This is a genomic window from Paraburkholderia sp. RL17-380-BIE-A, from assembly GCF_046028085.1.
GTDB lineage: Bacteria > Pseudomonadota > Gammaproteobacteria > Burkholderiales > Burkholderiaceae > Paraburkholderia.
This window is the reverse complement of record NZ_JARESQ010000021.1, coordinates 119740-135224: the sequence shown is the minus strand read 5'-3', so window position 1 is coordinate 135224 and position 15485 is coordinate 119740. Positions and strand designations below refer to the sequence as shown.

Sequence of the window (15485 nt, the reverse complement as noted above, 5' to 3'; positions counted from 1 at the left end):
TGTCAACCTAGCCCACCTGGTTGAGTTCGAAAACCATATCCACCTCGTTGCCGTTCCAGTTGTATTCCAGATACGCCGCGTGATGACAGTCGCGCAGGAGCGTGGTTTTGAACGCGGCGAGGCATTCGCCTTCGTCGTCGCGCACCGACGGATACACGATACCCGGCGCACCCGCCTCGCGGACCGCCCGGCCGAGGGATTGTCCGGCCAGATAATCATCCGGCGACAGCACCGCGAGATCCACCGACTTGTCGGCGCGAATGTCCACCACATTGCCTAGCGCGACGACGGTATAGAGGCGCATCTGCTGGCGCATGGGCGGTTCGGCCGTTGCTTCCAGAAATTTCCCCGTGTGATAGCGCGTTTCCGCGATCGCGGTGGCGCGTGAACGGGCGCAATAAAACACGCCATAGGTGCCGTCGGAGAAGCGGCTGCCGAGCGGGTTCAAATGGGTCAGCGCGGCCATGATCGGCCCATAGCCCGGTCCGAAGCGACGCTCTTCGCGCGGCACCAGATCGAGTTCGCCGACTTCGGTGCGCAGGCGGTCGTTGGTCATGGCTTCGAGCGCGTAGAGCGCGTCGAAGTCTTCCGGCGAGGCGACCCGGTCGAACAGATTGACGGCCGGAAAGCGCGTCGGAATCACGCGATACGCGGGCGACCAATCTAGTGGCGTGGTACGCCAGCGGTCCTGCCAATGCGGTTGTGTCACGCCCAGCCGCCTCGCATTGCGTCGAGATACTGGCGCACGGCCACGAGGTCGCTAATGTTGCCCGCCAGCATGCGGTCCAGCGCGCGGCGGCCGCCGAACGGTGGCGCGCTGTTGGGACGTTTGATCCAGGTGTCGGCGATGCTGGCTTGCGGCAGCAGGATTTGCAGCGCCTTATAGATACCGAGCAGCAGCGACAGGCGTTCGAGCGTGTCGCGACCGAGGCGGGCCGTTTCAGGCGCCGCCTTCCATTTGAAATAAGTCGAACGGCCCGGCGAGCCTAGCAGCACGATCTGCTCTTCCGCGCTCAAGTCCCAGTCGCGGGCGATGTTGAAGAACGCGCGCAGCCCTGCCGCGGACATTTCCGTTAGCGTGGGTGCTGAAGGCGGCCGGCGAATCGGCTCTTCAGGTTGGGTGGCACGAGCAGCGTGAGCCATGAGTGGAAAAGTCCTAATGTGTACTTGAAATTAATGTTAGTCTAAATATGGATTTTTGCAAGAGAATATAATCCAGGCTCGTTATAAAGTCGAAGATCAGGAGAGGCAGGAGATGGGCGTTCGAGCAGTAGCAGTGGGAGCGGCGTTCGCCGTGTGGTGTATGTCAGGACCGGTCATGGCCGCGGGTTATACGGAAGTGTGGAACCCGTCCGAACAGAGCGGGCATGTCACGAAGCAGGCTGGGACAAAGACGGGGGTAGCCGCCAACGGGCAGTCTGGCGTTGGCTCGAAAGGCGCTTCAAAGTCCGCTTCGAAGTCCGCCGCAAGGTCTGCTCCGAAGCGTGTGGCGGGCACCAAGCATGCCGCGCCGCACGTTGCATCAGCGTCGGGACACGGCGGTAAACCGTCGGCGCATGGCAGCGTTAACAAGGTGGCGGCCAAGGGCGCCACGAAGAGCGGAACCAAGGCAGCAGGCGCGAACAAGACCCAAGCGAAAGCGGCGGTCGTGACGCAGCGTAAAAAGCCGCATGCGCAAGTTGTTCAGGCGAAGCCGGGACACGGCAAGGTCATGCACGCCAACCTGGTCGCGAGCCGTTCGACGCATCCGCAGAAGGTCAAGGTTGCGGCGAAACCCGGTGCGACCAAACCGGCTGCGTCCCTGGTGAATTCGCCTTCGTCATCCGTCAATACGGCGCCATCCGCAAACATTGGCGCCAATCCGGCGAGCGCAACGAGCAATCCCGCTACCGCCAGCAGCGGCTCGCTGCCGCCGATCATTCACTGATCTCGAAACCGGAGCGCGCGTTCGCGCTTCGGCTGGCTGGTCGGCTTCCGCCTTTATGCCGCGGACGAGGATTTTTCTGGGTTAAAAGAAAGGCGTCGACCTTCATTTGTGGATCAACGTGACGAGGCGCTTCGTCATTGTGTCGCCAACCCATTCGTCACCAACCGCAATGTTTCCAATGACCGCGCGTCCCTGACCCGCGAATGCAGCGTAACGCGCGATTCCGGCAGTTGGGGCAAGCCCAACCGTTGGCCGACATCGATCAGACCGCGCGGCGCCACGCGGCGCGCCAGCGGCGACACCGCCAGACCTGCCGCCACCGCCGCGCCGACGGCCGCCACGCCACCGCCGACGAACACCTCCTGCCACCCAATGCCCGCCTGCGTGAGCGAGCGCAGCGCCACGTCGCGCACGTTGCACGGCGGGCTCAACAGCGCCAGCGCCAACGGTTCGCCGACTCGCGGCAGCCACGCCGGCGTGGCGAGCCAGGCGAGCGGTTCGCTGAACAGCACCTGCGCGTCGTCGCGCGGCGGTTCGTCGGCGCCATAGCGGATGATTACCGCGTCGAGGCGGCGTTCGTCGAATTGCGCAAGCAGCGCGGAAGACGTGCCCAAGTGCAATTCGATCACCAAACCCGGATCGTGCGCATTGAGCCTGCCGAGCAGAAGCGGCAAGTCCGGTCCCGCCACGTGCTCGCTGAGCCCCAACGCGAGCCGCCGACGCTCGACCGACAGCGACCCCAGCGCGCGTTCATGCGCGTTGAGCAAGTCGCGTGCGGCGCCGAGGAACGCGTTGCCGTCCGCGGAAAGACGCACGACGCGCGGCGTGCGCTCCAGCAATTGCTTGCCCAGATGCGCCTCCAGCCGTTTGAGCTTCAGGCTGACGGCCGATTGCGTTGTGTCGAGCGCGTCCGCGGCACGCGTGAAGCTGTGCAGATCGGCGACCAGGACGAATGCCCGGACCGCATCGAGATCGAGAACTTTCATTTCAAATGAATATAGATGAAATAGCCATTGATGTCTGTTTATTATGACTGAGCGCGCCTAAGCTGTCCTTACCGCATCAACACAACCAGGGAAGGAGGTTCATCATGCCGCTCACACGAATCGCTTTACGCGCCGGCAAGCCCGTCGAATACCGGAAGGCGCTGACCGATAGCATCCAACGTGCGCTGGTGGCGACGTTCAACGTGCCGAAGGACGACATCTTCATGCTGATCACCGAGCACGAGGCCGGCAACTTTGTGTACGACAACCAGTATTTGAACGTGGAGCGAAGCGACGATCTCGTGATGATTCAGATCACGCTGAACAACACGCGCACCCTCGAGCAGAAGCGGGCGCTATACAAGCGGATGGCGGACGAATTGGCGGAGTCGCCGGGGCTGCGACGAGAGGATGTGTTGATCAATCTCGTCGAGGTGCTGAAGGAAAACTGGTCGTTCGGCAATGGGATTGCGCAGTACGCGCTGTGAGCGCCACGCCGACCCGTTAGCGCGAGCTTCGGAGACGAAAACGGGCGGCCGTGCCGCCCGTCGGTCGTCAGATGCGCGGCAAGCTCAGGCGATCGTATCGACCACGCCGCCGTCGACGCGCAGCGCCGCGCCGGTGGTCGCCGACGCCTGCGGCGAGCACACGTAGACGACCATGTTCGCCACTTCCTCGGTGGTGGCGGCGCGCTGGATGATCGAACTGCTGCGATGCGCGCGCACGAACTCCGTGGCAACCTGTTCGACCGTTTTGCCTTGTTCTTTGGCCGTCTCTTCCACCATTGCCCGCAAGCCGTCGGACAGGGTCGGTCCGGGCAGCACGGCATTCACGGTGACGCCGCTGCCGGCCGCCTGCTTGGCGATGCCGCGCGCAATGCTCAACTGCGCGGTCTTCGAAAAGCCGTAAGCGAGCATGTCCGGCGGAATATTCAGTCCCGACTCGGACGAGATGAACACCACGCGGCCCCATTTGCGCTCCATCATCCCTTTGAGATAGTGGCGCGTGAGTCGCACGCCAGACATCACGTTGATCTGGAAGTAGCGCTCCCAGTCGTCGTCTTCGGTGGAGAAGATGTCGCCGGGGCCGAAGACGCCGAGGTTGTTCACCAGAATGTCCGCCTGCGGCACGGCCTGGATCAAGGCGTCGCAGCCCTGCGCCGTGCCGAGGTCGCCCGCAAAGCCTTGCAATTTCGCTTGCGGCGCCGTCTTGCGGATCGTTTCGATTGCGCGGTCCACCGCGTCCTGCTTGCGTCCGTTGATGATGGTCTGCGCACCCGATGCGGCAATGCCGGTGGCGATCGCAATGCCGATGCCCGCGGTGGATGCACTGACGATCGCAGTCTTGCCGGATAGATCGATGTTCACTGTCTTGCTCCTCGTTGATGTTACGGCGAAGCGGCCGAGGCTGGCCGCGCCGGAAAATACAAAGGGCCTGGTGTTCGAAGCGTCGAGCGGAAAGTATCCCATCTATCCGCGCGCAAGTCCGGCTCGGTGCCAGGACGGTGGCGCGGGTTGGCGTCGCTATAATGATCCGTCGTTCTTTTTGCGGTTAGCGACCGCTTCCCCGCCATGTCATTCGATCGCACCGATCTTTCCCGCGAAACCCTCGAACTCGGCGGCTCCGTGTGGTTTCAGGCAGGCGCGCAGACGCTGGGCGGCGCGTCGCGGATTGCGCTGCTCGCGGCGATGGGCGAGACCGGTTCCATCACCAGCGCGGCCAAAGCCGTCGGCATGAGCTACAAGGGCGCGTGGGATGCTATCGACACCATGAACAACCTCGCCGGCGAGCCGCTCGTGGTGCGCCTGACCGGCGGCAAAGGCGGTGGCGGCACCACGCTGACGCCGCGCGCCGTGAAGCTGATCGAGACGTTTCGCGCGGTGGAGCGCGAGCATCGGCGCTTTCTCGAACGCGCGGGTGCGGCGATCGAAGGATTTGCGACGGACTGGGATCTGATCGGCCGCATCGGCGTGAAGACGAGCGCGCGCAATCAGCTGTATGGCACGGTGTCGGCGATCATGCGCGGCACCGTCAACGACGAAGTCACGCTGGCGCTGCCCGGCGGCCAGGCGATCGTCTCCGTCATTACGCATGAAAGCACCGAGACACTCGGCCTCGTCGAGGGCGCGGCGGCGTTCGCGTTGATCAAGGCCTCGTGGGTCGTGCTGCTCGTCGGTGACGAAAGCGGCGCACCGCTCAAACTCTCGGCGCGCAATCAGTTAAGCGGCACGGTGCAGAGCGTGAAGCGCGGCGCGGTCAATGCCGAGGTGTCGCTGGTGCTGGACGGCGGCACGGTGATGACGGCGGTCGTCACCAATGAAAGTGTCGATACGCTCGGCCTCGTGGAAGGCGGGCGCGCTGTCGCGGCGTTCAAGGCGTCGAGTGTGATACTCGGCGTGAAAGACTGAGCGGGCGAAACGCTCGCGCCCGCTTTGAAAGTTCGAGCGCGGCAAGCGCTCGCCTCGGCGTGAAGGGAATGAGCGTGCGAAGCCTTGCTGTTCAGGCTCGAGGCTCGCTGCGCGCGTAGCCTGCGAACGAATGATTCTCGCGCACGCGGCCGTCGCTGACCTGCACGACCTGATCGCCGAAGGCGGCGACATCGTCGAGGTCGTGGGTGATCAACACCATCGGAATATCGAGCCGCGTTTGCAGTTCGGACAGTTCGCGGCGCATGCGCTGACGCAACGCGCTGTCGAGCGCGGAAAACGGCTCGTCCAGCAACAGCAGCTGAGGTTGCGCGACGAGCGCTCGCGCCAGCGCCACACGCTGCTTTTGTCCACCGGACAGCTGCGCCGGATGATTACCCGCGACGCTCTTCAGCTCCAGCGCATCGAGCCAGTAATCGATCTGCGGATGCGCGATTCGCGCACGCGGATTGAGCCAGCCGTGCTGCAAGCCGAAGCCGATGTTCTGCCGCACGTTCAGATGCGGAAATAGCGCGTAGTCCTGAAACAGATACGCGATCTTGCGCGCTTGCGGTTTCAGATCGATGCCGCGCGCGCTGTCGAACAGCGCGTTGCCATGCAGCGTGATCGTGCCTTCGTCGGGGCGCAGCAGGCCTGCGATAGCCTGCAACGTCAGACTCTTGCCCGCGCCCGACGGGCCGAACAGCACGACGCGTTGCGAGGCGGCCTGAAAGGCAATGTCGAGCGTGAAGCGGCGCTCGGCGCTCTGGAAGGTCTTGCGGATGTCGACGGCGAGCAGCATATCAACCGGACTTCAAAAGCGTGTGCTGCGGCACGAGTCGCCCCGCGAGCAACAGGATCACGACGCACGTCACCGAAGTTACGAGCACGAGAAAGTTCGCTGTGCTGTCGTCGCCGGCCTGCACGGCTGAATAGACCGCCACCGAGAGCGTCTGCGTGCGTCCCGGCAGGTTGCCGGCGATCATCAGCGTCGCGCCGAATTCGCCGAGCGCCCGGGCGAACGCCAGCAGGCCGCCGGCGAGAATGCCACGCGCGGCGAGCGGCAGCGTCACGCGAAAGAACATGGCCGTTTCGCTGACGCCCAGCGTGCGCGCGGCCCGTTCGAGTTGCGGATCGACGGCTTCGAACGCGGCGCGCGCGGACTTCAGCACGAGCGGAAAGGCCACCACCGTCGACGCGATCACCGCGCCCTGCCAGGTGAACACCAACTGAATGTCGAAACGGTCGAGCCAGCCGCCGATCACCCCGCGCCGTCCGAGCAGGACGAGCAGGTAATAGCCGAGCACGGTGGGCGGCATGACGAGCGGCAGCATCAGCAGCGAATCGATCACGTCGCGCGCGCCGGAGCGCCAGCGCGACAGACCGAAGGCCGCCGCGACGCCGAATACCAGATTGAGCGCGGTGGCCCAGCCCGCGACTTTCAACGAGAGCAGGAGCGGAATCCAGGCCTGTTGCATGAGCGTGCGCCGTCCTCTGAAGTTAGTGCGCGGGCTTGAAGCCGTACTTGGCGAGCACGGCCTGGCCGGCCGGCGACAGCACGAAGTTCATGAACGCCTGGGCGTCCGCCGCGTGACGGCTGCCTTCCACTTGCGCGATCGGATAGGTGATCGGCGTTTGCGTCGGCACGTTCATCGCGACCTTGACCTTGTCCGGCATGACGGCGGCGTCGGTGCTGAACACGAAACCGGCGTCGACTTCGCCTCGCGACACATAGTCGAGGCTCTGACGGACGTTCGCCGCCAGCACGGCCTTCGCGCTCACGGCGTCCCATACGCCCGCGGACTGCAGCGCGCCCTGCGTGTAACGACCAACCGGCACGGAAGCCGGATCGCCGTACGCGACCCGCTTCACGTTTGCCGATGCCAGATCGTTCAGACTTCTCGGCGCGAAACGGCTGTCCGTGGGTACGATCAGCACCAGCGAATTGGCGGCGAAATCCTTGCGGGTGGCCGGCACGATCACTTTTTCGGCGGCTGCCTTGTCCATGGCCTTCTGATCCGCGGACGCGAACACGTCGGCGGGCGCGCCCTTGACGATCTGCTGCATGAGCACGTCGGAGGCGCCGAAGTTCAGCAACACTTTGGTGCCCGGATGCTGCTGCTCGAAGACTTCGCTGACCGCCTTGAACGCGTTGGTCAGGCTGGCGGCGGCGGAGACCACCAGTTCGTCGGCGCGCGCATTGGCGCTGAGAACGACGGAGATGGCGCTGGCGACGAACAGCGCTTGCTTCAAATGGCGGCGGAATGTCATGAAGGCTTTGAAGACCGGCAGGAGCCGGATCGGCGGGTTAAAACGCTATCGTAATATACGAAAGGTTATAGCGGTGAGCCATGACAATCATTCAGCCGCGCGCATGAAACGGCTTGTTGAACAGCGGGGAAAAGGTACAGGCGCGGATTCAGACGTCGGACGAATGCGGCGGCGCCAGCGTGTTGAGTGTCTGCGACAGCGGCGCGGTGGCTGGACGGACATCGCGCACGGCTCTCCACTTTGCGCGGATGAACGGCCGGTCATGACCGGACACTTTCAGCGCGATATGCGTGACCCAGCGCTGCGTCGGCACATGGACGCCGTGCATCAGCACCGCGAGGACCATCATGCTGAGGGCGACGGGCAGCGCCGACAGCCGGCCCGGCTCCGCATGCCAGGCGAGACGGACGAACACCAGCGCCGCCACGGCGCCGGTCAGACAGCCGGTAATGGCTTCAGAAGGTGAGTGAGCGCTCAGCACGACGCGTGACAAGCCCACCGCGATCCCCGCGGCAAGGCCGAGCAAGACACCGATCAGACGAATCGCCGGGCGCGCCGGCAACAGCATCAGGAACAGCACGACCGGATAGACGGCGGTGGACAGCATGGCGTGGCCGCTGACCCCGGTGAAGTCCAGCCCGCGCACGCCGACGCCCCAGCCGAGAAACGCGAGCTTTGTCGCGGTCACCACGCCGATCGCCGCACCCAGAAGCAACAGCCAGCCCGCAGCCATGCGCCACGTATAGCCGACCGCCAGCCACAGAGCGATGGCGAACGCGAGCGGCAGCGTCATGCCGGCGCCGCCGAGGCTGGTGATCGAATACCAAAGGTGGGCAGGTAAATCGAGCATGGCAAATAGCGCGACCGAGGCCGCGTAGAATCAGGTCGGTAATGAGAATTTAACGCGCGAGCGGCACAAGTCGCCGACCGGAGCAGACCCGCAGGTCAGAGAGCTAGCCGCCAGTATAGACGGGTGTTGCAGGCCGGTCTCGCCGCGTGCGAGGCTTTTTGCCGCCGGACGTGGGTTGCCGAACAAGCGGCAAGCACTCGGAAGACGACCGGCGCACGATCAGTGCAAAGGTTTGATGCCAGCCTCGCGGCAAGGTTCGCCGAACGGAAATTTGGTTACAGAATGGCGTGCCCAGGTTCCAGCATCGCATGAGGATTGGTGTTATTGTGCAATGCACAACGAATTGCCGTTCTACCGGACGGACCCTGTCCCTTTTTGCGAGGTTATGCGCCAATGGCAAAAAGTTTATCGAAACTGTGGCTGCGCGGCCTTAAGCGGTTGCTCGCGATCCAAACGGAGCAAACTCGCAAAACCCCCAAGCGCACCACGACACGACCGGCCCGGCCCGCTGCTCCAAAGGCGTCCACCAAAGTTCGCCCGCTCAAGCCGGCGGCGGCAGTGCGCGCGCCCGCCAAGCGCGAAGTGCCGCGCGCCACGGCCCGCGAATCGCGCGTGCGCCCACGGGCGTCGGCATGGGCGAGCGGCTCGTGGACGCGCTCGTTCCACTCCGCGCCTGCTGCGCCCGGCCGGCTCGTCAATCATCTTCAGTACGGCTTGTACATCCCGACGGGTCATGCGCTCGAGGCCATGCCGCTGGTGGTGATGCTGCACGGCTGCACACAGTCGATCGATGAATTCGCCGAAGGCACGCGGATGAACGTGCTGGCCGACCGGTTCGGCTTTGCCGTGGTCTATCCGGAACAGTCGAAGCACGTGCATTCGCATCGTTGCTGGCATTGGTACGACGCCGGCGATAGCGCCGGCGGTGCCGAAGCGCGCGCAGTCGTTTCGCTGGTGGACGCGCTGGTCGCGCAGCATGGTTTCGACAGCGAGCGCGTGTATGTCGCCGGAATCTCCGCCGGTGCGGGACTAACGGCGCTGCTGGCCGTCAACTATCCGGAGCACTTCGCGGCGGTCGCACTGCATTCTGGCCCCGCTTTTGGCGAGGCGCGTTCCGGCATTGCGGCGATGGACGTGATGCGGCGCGGCGCTCGCCGTGAACCGGCCGAACTGGTCGACGAGACCGCCGACGTCGCAAATTATCCCGGCATGCCGGCCATCATCATCCACGGCGACGCCGACCATGTGGTCTCGCCTGTCAACGCGGACCAGTTGGCGGTGCAGTTTCTCCGTCTGAACCGTGTCGTCGACCAGAACGGCGCGCGCAAATCCGGCGAAGTGCGCGAAGAGCGCAAGGGCGGCGTGGTCATGCGTGACTACCTTCGCGGCGGGCGGCGCGTGGTGCGGCTGTGTCGCGTGCAAGGGCTCGCTCATGCCTGGAGCGGCGGCGACGAGGCGGTGCCGTTTCATTCCGCCAAAGGTCCGGACGCAAGCGCCATGGTGTGGGAGTTCTTCAAGCATCAGCGTCGCACGGGCACGGGCCGTATTGCGGAAGCTGCCGCCACAGCGGCCTCCGCAGGCTCCCGGTGACGTAGGAACAACAAGTCGAAATGAGTGCTGGCGCGAAACTAGGGTTTTCCCTATAATAGGGGTTATCCCTTAGGCGTTAAAGCCTAAATTTATTTTCGAGGTTGACCATGTATCTGCTTAGCCGCCTTTTCCTGTTTCTGACCAAGTCGCCCGATCAACTCGCCAAAGAACGCGCTGACGCGTTCCTCGCTGAAGCAACGGATCTGTACGATCTGGAATTCCGCATGCGCAAGCTGGACCGCGAGGCGAATGTCCGCCAGCCGTCGTGGATGAGCCAGCACTAAGCTGCGCGAATTAAAACATCGGCGCGCATTGAAACGTCGATGTTCTGGGTGAAGCGCCCAAGCTGTCGCAAACTCGCACACGTGCACAGACAGCCGGATTCGATTGCCACCACGCGTGATTCAACTCCGCGGCGAACGCCACCCAAACTCTGTAGCGCATCAACAAGTCCGCCTGCCCGGCCGTTCATTTCAGGCAACGCCAGCAGCGTCGGCGATCGGCTCATCAACGAGTCTTCTTTTTACGTGCTGAACCCACGCAAAGCGAGGTGAGCAGGTGCTCACTTGCCAAAACGGGCCAGCGTGCGCGCCCGTGCTTCGGCATGGTCCACGATCGGCGCCGGATAGTCTTTACCCAACACCACACCGCAATCGGCGAGCCGCTCCGCGCCCGCTAGCCAAGGCGCATGAATCCACTTCGACGGCAGCTTTGCCAGTTGAGGCAGATAGCGTTTGATGAAGCGTCCCTCGGCGTCGAATTTCTCAGACTGCGTGACCGGATTGAAAATCCGGAAGTAAGGCTGCGCATCGCATCCCGTCGAGGCCGCCCACTGCCAGCCGCCGTTATTTGCCGAGAAATCGAAGTCGTTGAGCTGTTCGGCGAAGTACCGCTCGCCGAGGCGCCAGTCCACGCCGAGATCCTTCACCAGAAAACTCGCCGTCACCATCCGCAAGCGGTTGTGCATGTAGCCGGTGCGATTCAGTTGCAGCATGGCGGCGTCGACCAGCGGGTAGCCCGTGCGCCCGTCGCACCACGCGGCAAACGCCTCGTCCGCTTCCGGGCCTTGCTCCCAGCGCAGCCGGTCATACTCTTCCTTGAACGACGCACCGCCCGCCAGCCGCGGATGATGCGCCAGAATCATGAAGTAGAAGTCCCGCCAGATCAGTTCCGACAGCCATGTTGCCGAGCCTTGTCCATCGGGTTGCAGCGACATCTCATGGGCAAGGCGCGCGAGCGTGCGGATCGAGACTGTGCCGAAGCGCAGATGCATCGACAGATAGCTCGGGCCCTTGGCTGCGGGGAAGTCGCGCCGGTCGGCGTAGCTGTCGATGCGGGTCATGAAATCGTCGAGCAGGGTTTGCGCGCCGCTCATGCCCGTGGGCAACTTGAGTTCACCGAGATTGCTCGGCGCGAAGCCGAGTTGTTCGAGCGACGGCAACTGGCGGTCCAGCTTCGATGGCGGCGCGGCCAGATGTTTCGCGTACGTTTCCACGGGATACGGCTTCAGATCGAAAGCGTTCAGTTGCTTGAGCCATGCATTCTTGTATGGCGTGAACACCGTGAACGGTTTGCTCTGGCCGGTGAGCACCTCGTCGCGCTCGAAAATCACCTGATCCTTGAACGTCAGCCATTGGCGGCCGGCATCGGTGAGCTGCTCGCGCACCGTCTCGTCACGCTCGATAGCGACCGGCTCGTAGTCGTGATTGGCGAACACGGCGTCTACGCTGAGTTCGTCGGCCAGCTTCGGTACCAGATCGGCCGGATTGCCGTAAAGCACGATCAGACCGCCGCCCTTCACGCGTAACGCCTCGTCCAGTTCGCCCAGCGCCGCGAGAATGAACTCGATGCGGCGGTCCTGCGGCTGCGTGTCCGGATGACGAGCCCGCCACACGTCGACCAATGGTTGCAGAATCGTCGTATCGAACACGAACACGCACCACACGCGCTCGCAATGCTTGAGCGCGTAGTAGAGCGCGGCGTTGTCCGTGCTGCGCAGGTCGCGGCGAAGCCAGACCAGCCCGGTATCGAAGGTGTCGTTCAGTCGTCGGACGCGTGTCATCAGGAAATATGGATTGTTGGACCAGGACGGATGGTGGCGCTATTTCCGGCCGCAAGCGTAACAAGCCTGGCAAGCGGTGGCACGGACCCGTTTTGCACATTGCATGCCGCGTCCGCAAATTGGGACAGCGCCCGCCCCTATTGTGCAGGGTGCGGGCGCTGTGTGTGTAGCGGTGGCGCGGTTTTCAGCGTCGCTTCAGCGCTTCTTCAGCGCTTCTTTGGCGATGCGCCGAAGAGGCAGCTTAGGCGATTTGCAAACGAACCGCGACGTTGTTGCGCGTGGCGTTCGAATACGGGCAGACCTGATGCGCTGCGTCGACCAGTTCCTTGGCCGCGCTTGCGTCGAGACCCGGAAGCGAAACGCGCAGGTCGATGTCGAGCGCGAAGCCGCCCTTGTCGTTCGGGCCGATACCGACTTCCGCCGTGACTTGCGTGTCTGCCGGCAAAGTTTTCTTCTGCTGACCGGCGACGAACTTCATTGCGCTCAGGAAACACGCCGAGTAGCCCGCTGCGAAAAGTTGTTCCGGGTTCGTACCCGCTGCGCCGGTGCCGCCCAGTTCGCGCGGTGCGGCCAGCTTAACGTCCAACGCATTGTCCGACGACACTGCACGGCCGTCGCGGCCACCGGTGCTCGTTGCGCTTGCTTTGTAGAGGATGTTCATGGTGCTGCTCCTTTGTCCGGGTTATCAGGATTTGCGTGTTTGCCGCTCTTTGCTGGCCTGCCGTTCCGGCAGAGCACTCATCGCTTGGCATGTGACAAAGATAGTGTACAAATCATTTGTGTGCAAATGATTTTTTGCATGAAGGCGATAGCGCATGATCTGGAGCGGACCGTCTAGTGGTCCATGTAATCGTTGAGGGTGCCGCGCAGGCGCGTCAGGTCATCCCGCAAGCGCAGCAGGAATTCGGGTGTCTGCTGCGTTGCGCAGAAGATTTCCGCGGGCACTTCGCGCGCCTGGCGCTTGAGTGCCGAACCGGCTTTGGTGAGCCGGACGTAGACGAGACGCTCGTCGTCGGTGCCGCGTACGCGCTCCACCAGCCCTTGCGCCTCGAGGCGCTTGAGCAGCGGCGTGACCGTCGCCGAATCGAGGTTCAGGCGCGCGGCCATGTCTTTGACCGTGACGTCGTCGCTCTCCCACAGTGCCAGCATCGCAAGATATTGCGGGTACGTCAGGCCGAGTTTATCGAGCAGCGGCTTGTACGCCTTGGTCATGGCGAGCGAGGTGGAGTAGAGGGCGAAGCAGAGTTGCTCGTCGAGGGTGAAGGGCAAAGCGGGGCGCTGGGTCATGATGCATCTCGCAAAAAAATAGCGTGCAAATCGATTGCGCGCAAACCATTGTGCCGCAAATCGACGCACGTTGACGAGTGCGGTTGGGGATGGCTGAAGCGGGAAAGACAGACGCCGCGATGAAGGCGGCGCAGGGTCCGGCGCTAGAACCGCGCCGGACCTGAACGGGATTCAAGCCGCCGGGGTGGTCGGCAAGTCCGGTGTTTCCGGCGTTTGCACGCCGAAACAGCCGCGATAGGTTGCGTAGAACGAGCAGTACAGCATGGTTGTCACGATCATCGTGGCGGGCATCAGAACCGCGAACGCGAAGTCGCCCGCACCGAGCGCCTGCATCAGCGCGGACAAGCCGAGCGACACCGTGATCGCTACCGCGAACCACAGCGCGCCGAACACAATGAACGCGCCGCGGTTGCGCCAGCAACTGACGATGCTGAAGAACATCGCCTTGACGGGCGGCACGTCATGCCATGCCGTGAGAATCGGCGAGAACCAGAAGATCATGGCGACCGGAAGGTAGAGCGCCAAAGCCGTGATTACCGCTAGCGGAATATTGCTGTTGGCAATTGCGTCCTGGTCCATCGTGGCGCCGCCGAGCATCACTTTGAGCAGCATGCCACCGTCGGCGAGCGCCGAACCGGCCAGCACCAGCGCCATCGCGAGGACATAGAGCACACCGAGCACCAGCAGCCGTTTGGCGACCACCGAGCCGTACGAGTGAAAACCGTCGACCAGAATGGTGGGGAAGACCGGCTTGCCCGCGATCGTGTTGCGGCACGCCGCCATGAAACCGACCGCGACGCCCGGAATGAACGCCAAGGGCAACACGCCGCCGATCACTGGAATCTGCGACACGAGCGTCATTACCAGCAGATAGGTGAAGAACAGCGTCAGAAACGCGAGCGGGTTCTTGCGGAACAGCCAGATACCCTGCCGGAACCACACATAGCCGGTTTTCGCGGGGACTTCGATCAGTTGCATGAGGTATGAATGCCTGGAAGTGCAACGCCGGACAGGCGTTCGCGCAGAATGCGCTCGAAATGGCCGGGATCGTGCGGTTTGAGCAACTCGGCCGCGCGCGGCAAATGGAAATCATACAGGCGCGAGACCCAGAAACGATATGCGCCCGCGCGCAGCATGTCGCCCCAATGACGGTTTTCTTCTGCGGTGAACGGGCGCACGGTCTGGTAAGCGCGCAGCATGGCTTCAGTGCGCGCGTCGTCGAGCTTGCCGGTGGCGAGGTCGACGCACCAGTCGTTGACCGTCACCGCCACGTCGAACAGCCATTTATCGCAGCCGGCGAAATAGAAGTCGAAGAAACCGCCCAGGCGTACCTCGTGGCCCGTGTCCGGATCGGCGTGGGCGAACATGGCATTGTCGCGGAACAGATCGGCGTGGCATGGGCCTTCGGGTAGAGCGGCGTAATCGGCCGAGGCGAAAAAGGCTTCCTGATGCGCCAGTTCGGACGACAGCAGGTCGCGTTGCTCGCCTTCCAGAAACGGCAGAACGGTCGGCACGGTTTCCTTCCACCACGGCAGGCTGCGCAGATTGGGCTGATAGGCCGGGTAATCGCGTCCTGCCAGATGCATGCGCGCCAGCATTTGCCCGACCTCGATGCAGTGCTCGACGCCCGGCGCCAATTCCGGCGCGCCCTCGAGTTTGGTCACGATCGCAGCGGGCTTGCCTTGCAGCAGGCCGAACAGCGCGCCGTCTTCGCGTGGCATGGGGTCCGGCACCGGCACGCGGTGCGCGGCCAGATGCCGCATGAGGTCGAGATAGAACGGCAGTTGTTCGGCTGTCAGCTTTTCGAAGATCGTGAGGACGTATTCGCCGCGCGTTGTCGTCAGAAAGAAGTTGCTGTTTTCAATACCGGAGGAGATGCCACGAAATTCGACGACGTCGCCGAGATCGTAATGGCGCATCCATTCTGCAAGTTGGGGTTCAGTGACAGCGGTGAAGACAGCCATGCGGGAAACGTCGAGTCAGGTTGGTCGGGCTGGCGCAGTGCGGCCAGTGCGATGTGTGGCAAATGCGGTACGAAACGTGTTCTCTGGGACCGTGAAGCGCTGCGGCATTTCAATGCCGAACCGCCCAGGTTGGAATCCGGCAA

18 protein-coding genes are annotated in these 15485 nt (G+C 63.3%); 5 read left to right on the top strand and 13 right to left on the bottom strand.

Annotated elements, in window-relative coordinates; all coding sequences use genetic code 11:
- Positions 1–7 precede the first annotated feature (7 nt).
- Positions 8–709 carry an RES family NAD+ phosphorylase gene (locus P0D68_RS29550; protein ID WP_408301621.1) on the bottom strand — a complete coding sequence of 234 codons (702 nt, stop codon included), beginning with the start codon at positions 707–709 and terminating at the stop codon, positions 8–10.
- Positions 706–1143 (bottom strand): MbcA/ParS/Xre antitoxin family protein, encoded by a 438-nt coding sequence (locus P0D68_RS29545; RefSeq protein ID WP_177205133.1) that lies wholly within the window; start codon positions 1141–1143, stop codon positions 706–708. The genes P0D68_RS29550 and P0D68_RS29545 overlap by 4 nt, the downstream gene beginning before the upstream one ends.
- Before the next feature lie 112 nt (positions 1144–1255).
- On the opposite strand from P0D68_RS29545, the gene P0D68_RS29540 reads away from it, so the two are divergent.
- Entirely contained in the window at positions 1256–1927 is a 672-nt protein-coding gene (locus tag P0D68_RS29540; protein WP_408301619.1) for a hypothetical protein, read from the top strand.
- Between the two features lie 134 nt (positions 1928–2061).
- On the opposite strand, the gene P0D68_RS29535 is transcribed toward P0D68_RS29540, so the two are convergent.
- Positions 2062–2913 carry a LysR family transcriptional regulator gene (locus P0D68_RS29535; protein WP_408183642.1) on the bottom strand — a complete coding sequence of 284 codons (852 nt, stop codon included), beginning with the start codon at positions 2911–2913 and terminating at the stop codon, positions 2062–2064.
- Positions 2914–3017: 104 nt separating this feature from the next.
- On the opposite strand from P0D68_RS29535, the gene P0D68_RS29530 reads away from it, so the two are divergent.
- Positions 3018–3401, top strand: a complete 384-nt coding sequence (locus P0D68_RS29530) for a tautomerase family protein (protein ID WP_091804777.1) — start codon at positions 3018–3020, stop codon at positions 3399–3401.
- An 84-nt stretch (positions 3402–3485) separates the two neighbouring features.
- Here the strand turns inward: P0D68_RS29530 and P0D68_RS29525 are convergent, their stop codons facing one another.
- The gene (locus tag P0D68_RS29525) at positions 3486–4280 is read right to left on the bottom strand and encodes an SDR family NAD(P)-dependent oxidoreductase (RefSeq protein ID WP_091809000.1); all 795 of its coding nucleotides are present in this window, start codon (positions 4278–4280) and stop codon (positions 3486–3488) included.
- A gap of 204 nt (positions 4281–4484) precedes the next feature.
- On the opposite strand from P0D68_RS29525, the gene P0D68_RS29520 reads away from it, so the two are divergent.
- The gene (locus P0D68_RS29520; protein ID WP_408468784.1) at positions 4485–5321 is read left to right on the top strand and encodes a TOBE domain-containing protein; all 837 of its coding nucleotides are present in this window, start codon (positions 4485–4487) and stop codon (positions 5319–5321) included.
- Between the two features lie 91 nt (positions 5322–5412).
- Here the strand turns inward: P0D68_RS29520 and P0D68_RS29515 are convergent, their stop codons facing one another.
- The 4 genes from P0D68_RS29515 to P0D68_RS29500 form a co-directional block, all read right to left on the bottom strand.
- Positions 5413–6120, bottom strand: a complete 708-nt coding sequence (locus P0D68_RS29515) for a sulfate/molybdate ABC transporter ATP-binding protein (protein WP_408301614.1) — start codon at positions 6118–6120, stop codon at positions 5413–5415.
- A gap of 1 nt (position 6121) precedes the next feature.
- Complete coding sequence (gene modB / locus P0D68_RS29510; RefSeq protein WP_408301612.1) at positions 6122–6796, bottom strand: molybdate ABC transporter permease subunit; 675 nt, start codon at positions 6794–6796, stop codon at positions 6122–6124.
- Positions 6797–6818: 22 nt separating this feature from the next.
- A complete protein-coding gene (gene modA / locus P0D68_RS29505; protein ID WP_408468783.1) occupies positions 6819–7589 on the bottom strand; it encodes a molybdate ABC transporter substrate-binding protein in 771 nt (256 codons plus the stop codon).
- A gap of 148 nt (positions 7590–7737) precedes the next feature.
- Positions 7738–8439: a phosphatase PAP2 family protein gene (locus P0D68_RS29500; protein WP_408301608.1), complete on the bottom strand. Its 702-nt coding sequence runs from the start codon at positions 8437–8439 to the stop codon at positions 7738–7740.
- 393 nt (positions 8440–8832) lie between these two features.
- Between P0D68_RS29500 and P0D68_RS29495 the strand changes: the two genes are divergently transcribed.
- Together P0D68_RS29495 and P0D68_RS29490 are read left to right on the top strand one after the other, a co-directional pair.
- Positions 8833–10029 carry an extracellular catalytic domain type 1 short-chain-length polyhydroxyalkanoate depolymerase gene (locus P0D68_RS29495; RefSeq protein WP_408183655.1) on the top strand — a complete coding sequence of 399 codons (1197 nt, stop codon included), beginning with the start codon at positions 8833–8835 and terminating at the stop codon, positions 10027–10029.
- Between the two features lie 107 nt (positions 10030–10136).
- Complete coding sequence (locus P0D68_RS29490; RefSeq protein ID WP_074766744.1) at positions 10137–10313, top strand: DUF3563 family protein; 177 nt, start codon at positions 10137–10139, stop codon at positions 10311–10313.
- 278 nt (positions 10314–10591) lie between these two features.
- Here P0D68_RS29490 and P0D68_RS29485 read toward each other — a convergent pair whose 3' ends face one another.
- From P0D68_RS29485 to P0D68_RS29465, 5 genes are all read right to left on the bottom strand, one after another.
- Entirely contained in the window at positions 10592–12091 is a 1500-nt protein-coding gene (locus tag P0D68_RS29485) for a cryptochrome/photolyase family protein (RefSeq protein ID WP_408301606.1), read from the bottom strand.
- 241 nt (positions 12092–12332) lie between these two features.
- Entirely contained in the window at positions 12333–12752 is a 420-nt protein-coding gene (locus P0D68_RS29480) for an organic hydroperoxide resistance protein (protein WP_091804754.1), read from the bottom strand.
- A 173-nt stretch (positions 12753–12925) separates the two neighbouring features.
- On the bottom strand, positions 12926–13378 hold the full coding sequence (locus P0D68_RS29475) for a MarR family winged helix-turn-helix transcriptional regulator (RefSeq protein WP_091804751.1): 453 nt from the start codon (positions 13376–13378) through the stop codon (positions 12926–12928).
- 171 nt (positions 13379–13549) lie between these two features.
- A complete protein-coding gene (locus P0D68_RS29470) occupies positions 13550–14356 on the bottom strand; it encodes a BPSS1780 family membrane protein (RefSeq protein ID WP_408301603.1) in 807 nt (268 codons plus the stop codon).
- A complete protein-coding gene (locus P0D68_RS29465) occupies positions 14347–15342 on the bottom strand; it encodes a homoserine kinase (protein WP_091804746.1) in 996 nt (331 codons plus the stop codon). The genes P0D68_RS29470 and P0D68_RS29465 overlap by 10 nt, the downstream gene beginning before the upstream one ends.
- Between the last annotated feature and the right edge of the window lie 143 nt (positions 15343–15485).

Excerpts from the sequence above, each read along its gene's own strand:
- P0D68_RS29545 (WP_177205133.1), bottom strand. The coding sequence starts at position 1,143 with ATGGCTCACGCTGCTCGTGCCACCCAACCTGAAGAGCCGATTCGCCGG.
- P0D68_RS29540 (WP_408301619.1), top strand. The coding sequence starts at position 1,256 with ATGGGCGTTCGAGCAGTAGCAGTGGGAGCGGCGTTCGCCGTGTGGTGT.
- P0D68_RS29535 (WP_408183642.1), bottom strand. The coding sequence starts at position 2,913 with ATGAAAGTTCTCGATCTCGATGCGGTCCGGGCATTCGTCCTGGTCGCC.
- P0D68_RS29530 (WP_091804777.1), top strand. The coding sequence starts at position 3,018 with ATGCCGCTCACACGAATCGCTTTACGCGCCGGCAAGCCCGTCGAATAC.
- P0D68_RS29520 (WP_408468784.1), top strand. The coding sequence starts at position 4,485 with ATGTCATTCGATCGCACCGATCTTTCCCGCGAAACCCTCGAACTCGGC.
- P0D68_RS29515 (WP_408301614.1), bottom strand. The coding sequence starts at position 6,120 with ATGCTGCTCGCCGTCGACATCCGCAAGACCTTCCAGAGCGCCGAGCGC.
- modB (WP_408301612.1), bottom strand. The coding sequence starts at position 6,796 with ATGCAACAGGCCTGGATTCCGCTCCTGCTCTCGTTGAAAGTCGCGGGC.
- modA (WP_408468783.1), bottom strand. The coding sequence starts at position 7,589 with ATGACATTCCGCCGCCATTTGAAGCAAGCGCTGTTCGTCGCCAGCGCC.
- P0D68_RS29500 (WP_408301608.1), bottom strand. The coding sequence starts at position 8,439 with ATGCTCGATTTACCTGCCCACCTTTGGTATTCGATCACCAGCCTCGGC.
- P0D68_RS29495 (WP_408183655.1), top strand. The coding sequence starts at position 8,833 with ATGGCAAAAAGTTTATCGAAACTGTGGCTGCGCGGCCTTAAGCGGTTG.
- P0D68_RS29490 (WP_074766744.1), top strand. The coding sequence starts at position 10,137 with ATGTATCTGCTTAGCCGCCTTTTCCTGTTTCTGACCAAGTCGCCCGAT.
- P0D68_RS29485 (WP_408301606.1), bottom strand. The coding sequence starts at position 12,091 with ATGACACGCGTCCGACGACTGAACGACACCTTCGATACCGGGCTGGTC.
- P0D68_RS29480 (WP_091804754.1), bottom strand. The coding sequence starts at position 12,752 with ATGAACATCCTCTACAAAGCAAGCGCAACGAGCACCGGTGGCCGCGAC.
- P0D68_RS29475 (WP_091804751.1), bottom strand. The coding sequence starts at position 13,378 with ATGACCCAGCGCCCCGCTTTGCCCTTCACCCTCGACGAGCAACTCTGC.
- P0D68_RS29470 (WP_408301603.1), bottom strand. The coding sequence starts at position 14,356 with ATGCAACTGATCGAAGTCCCCGCGAAAACCGGCTATGTGTGGTTCCGG.
- P0D68_RS29465 (WP_091804746.1), bottom strand. The coding sequence starts at position 15,342 with ATGGCTGTCTTCACCGCTGTCACTGAACCCCAACTTGCAGAATGGATG.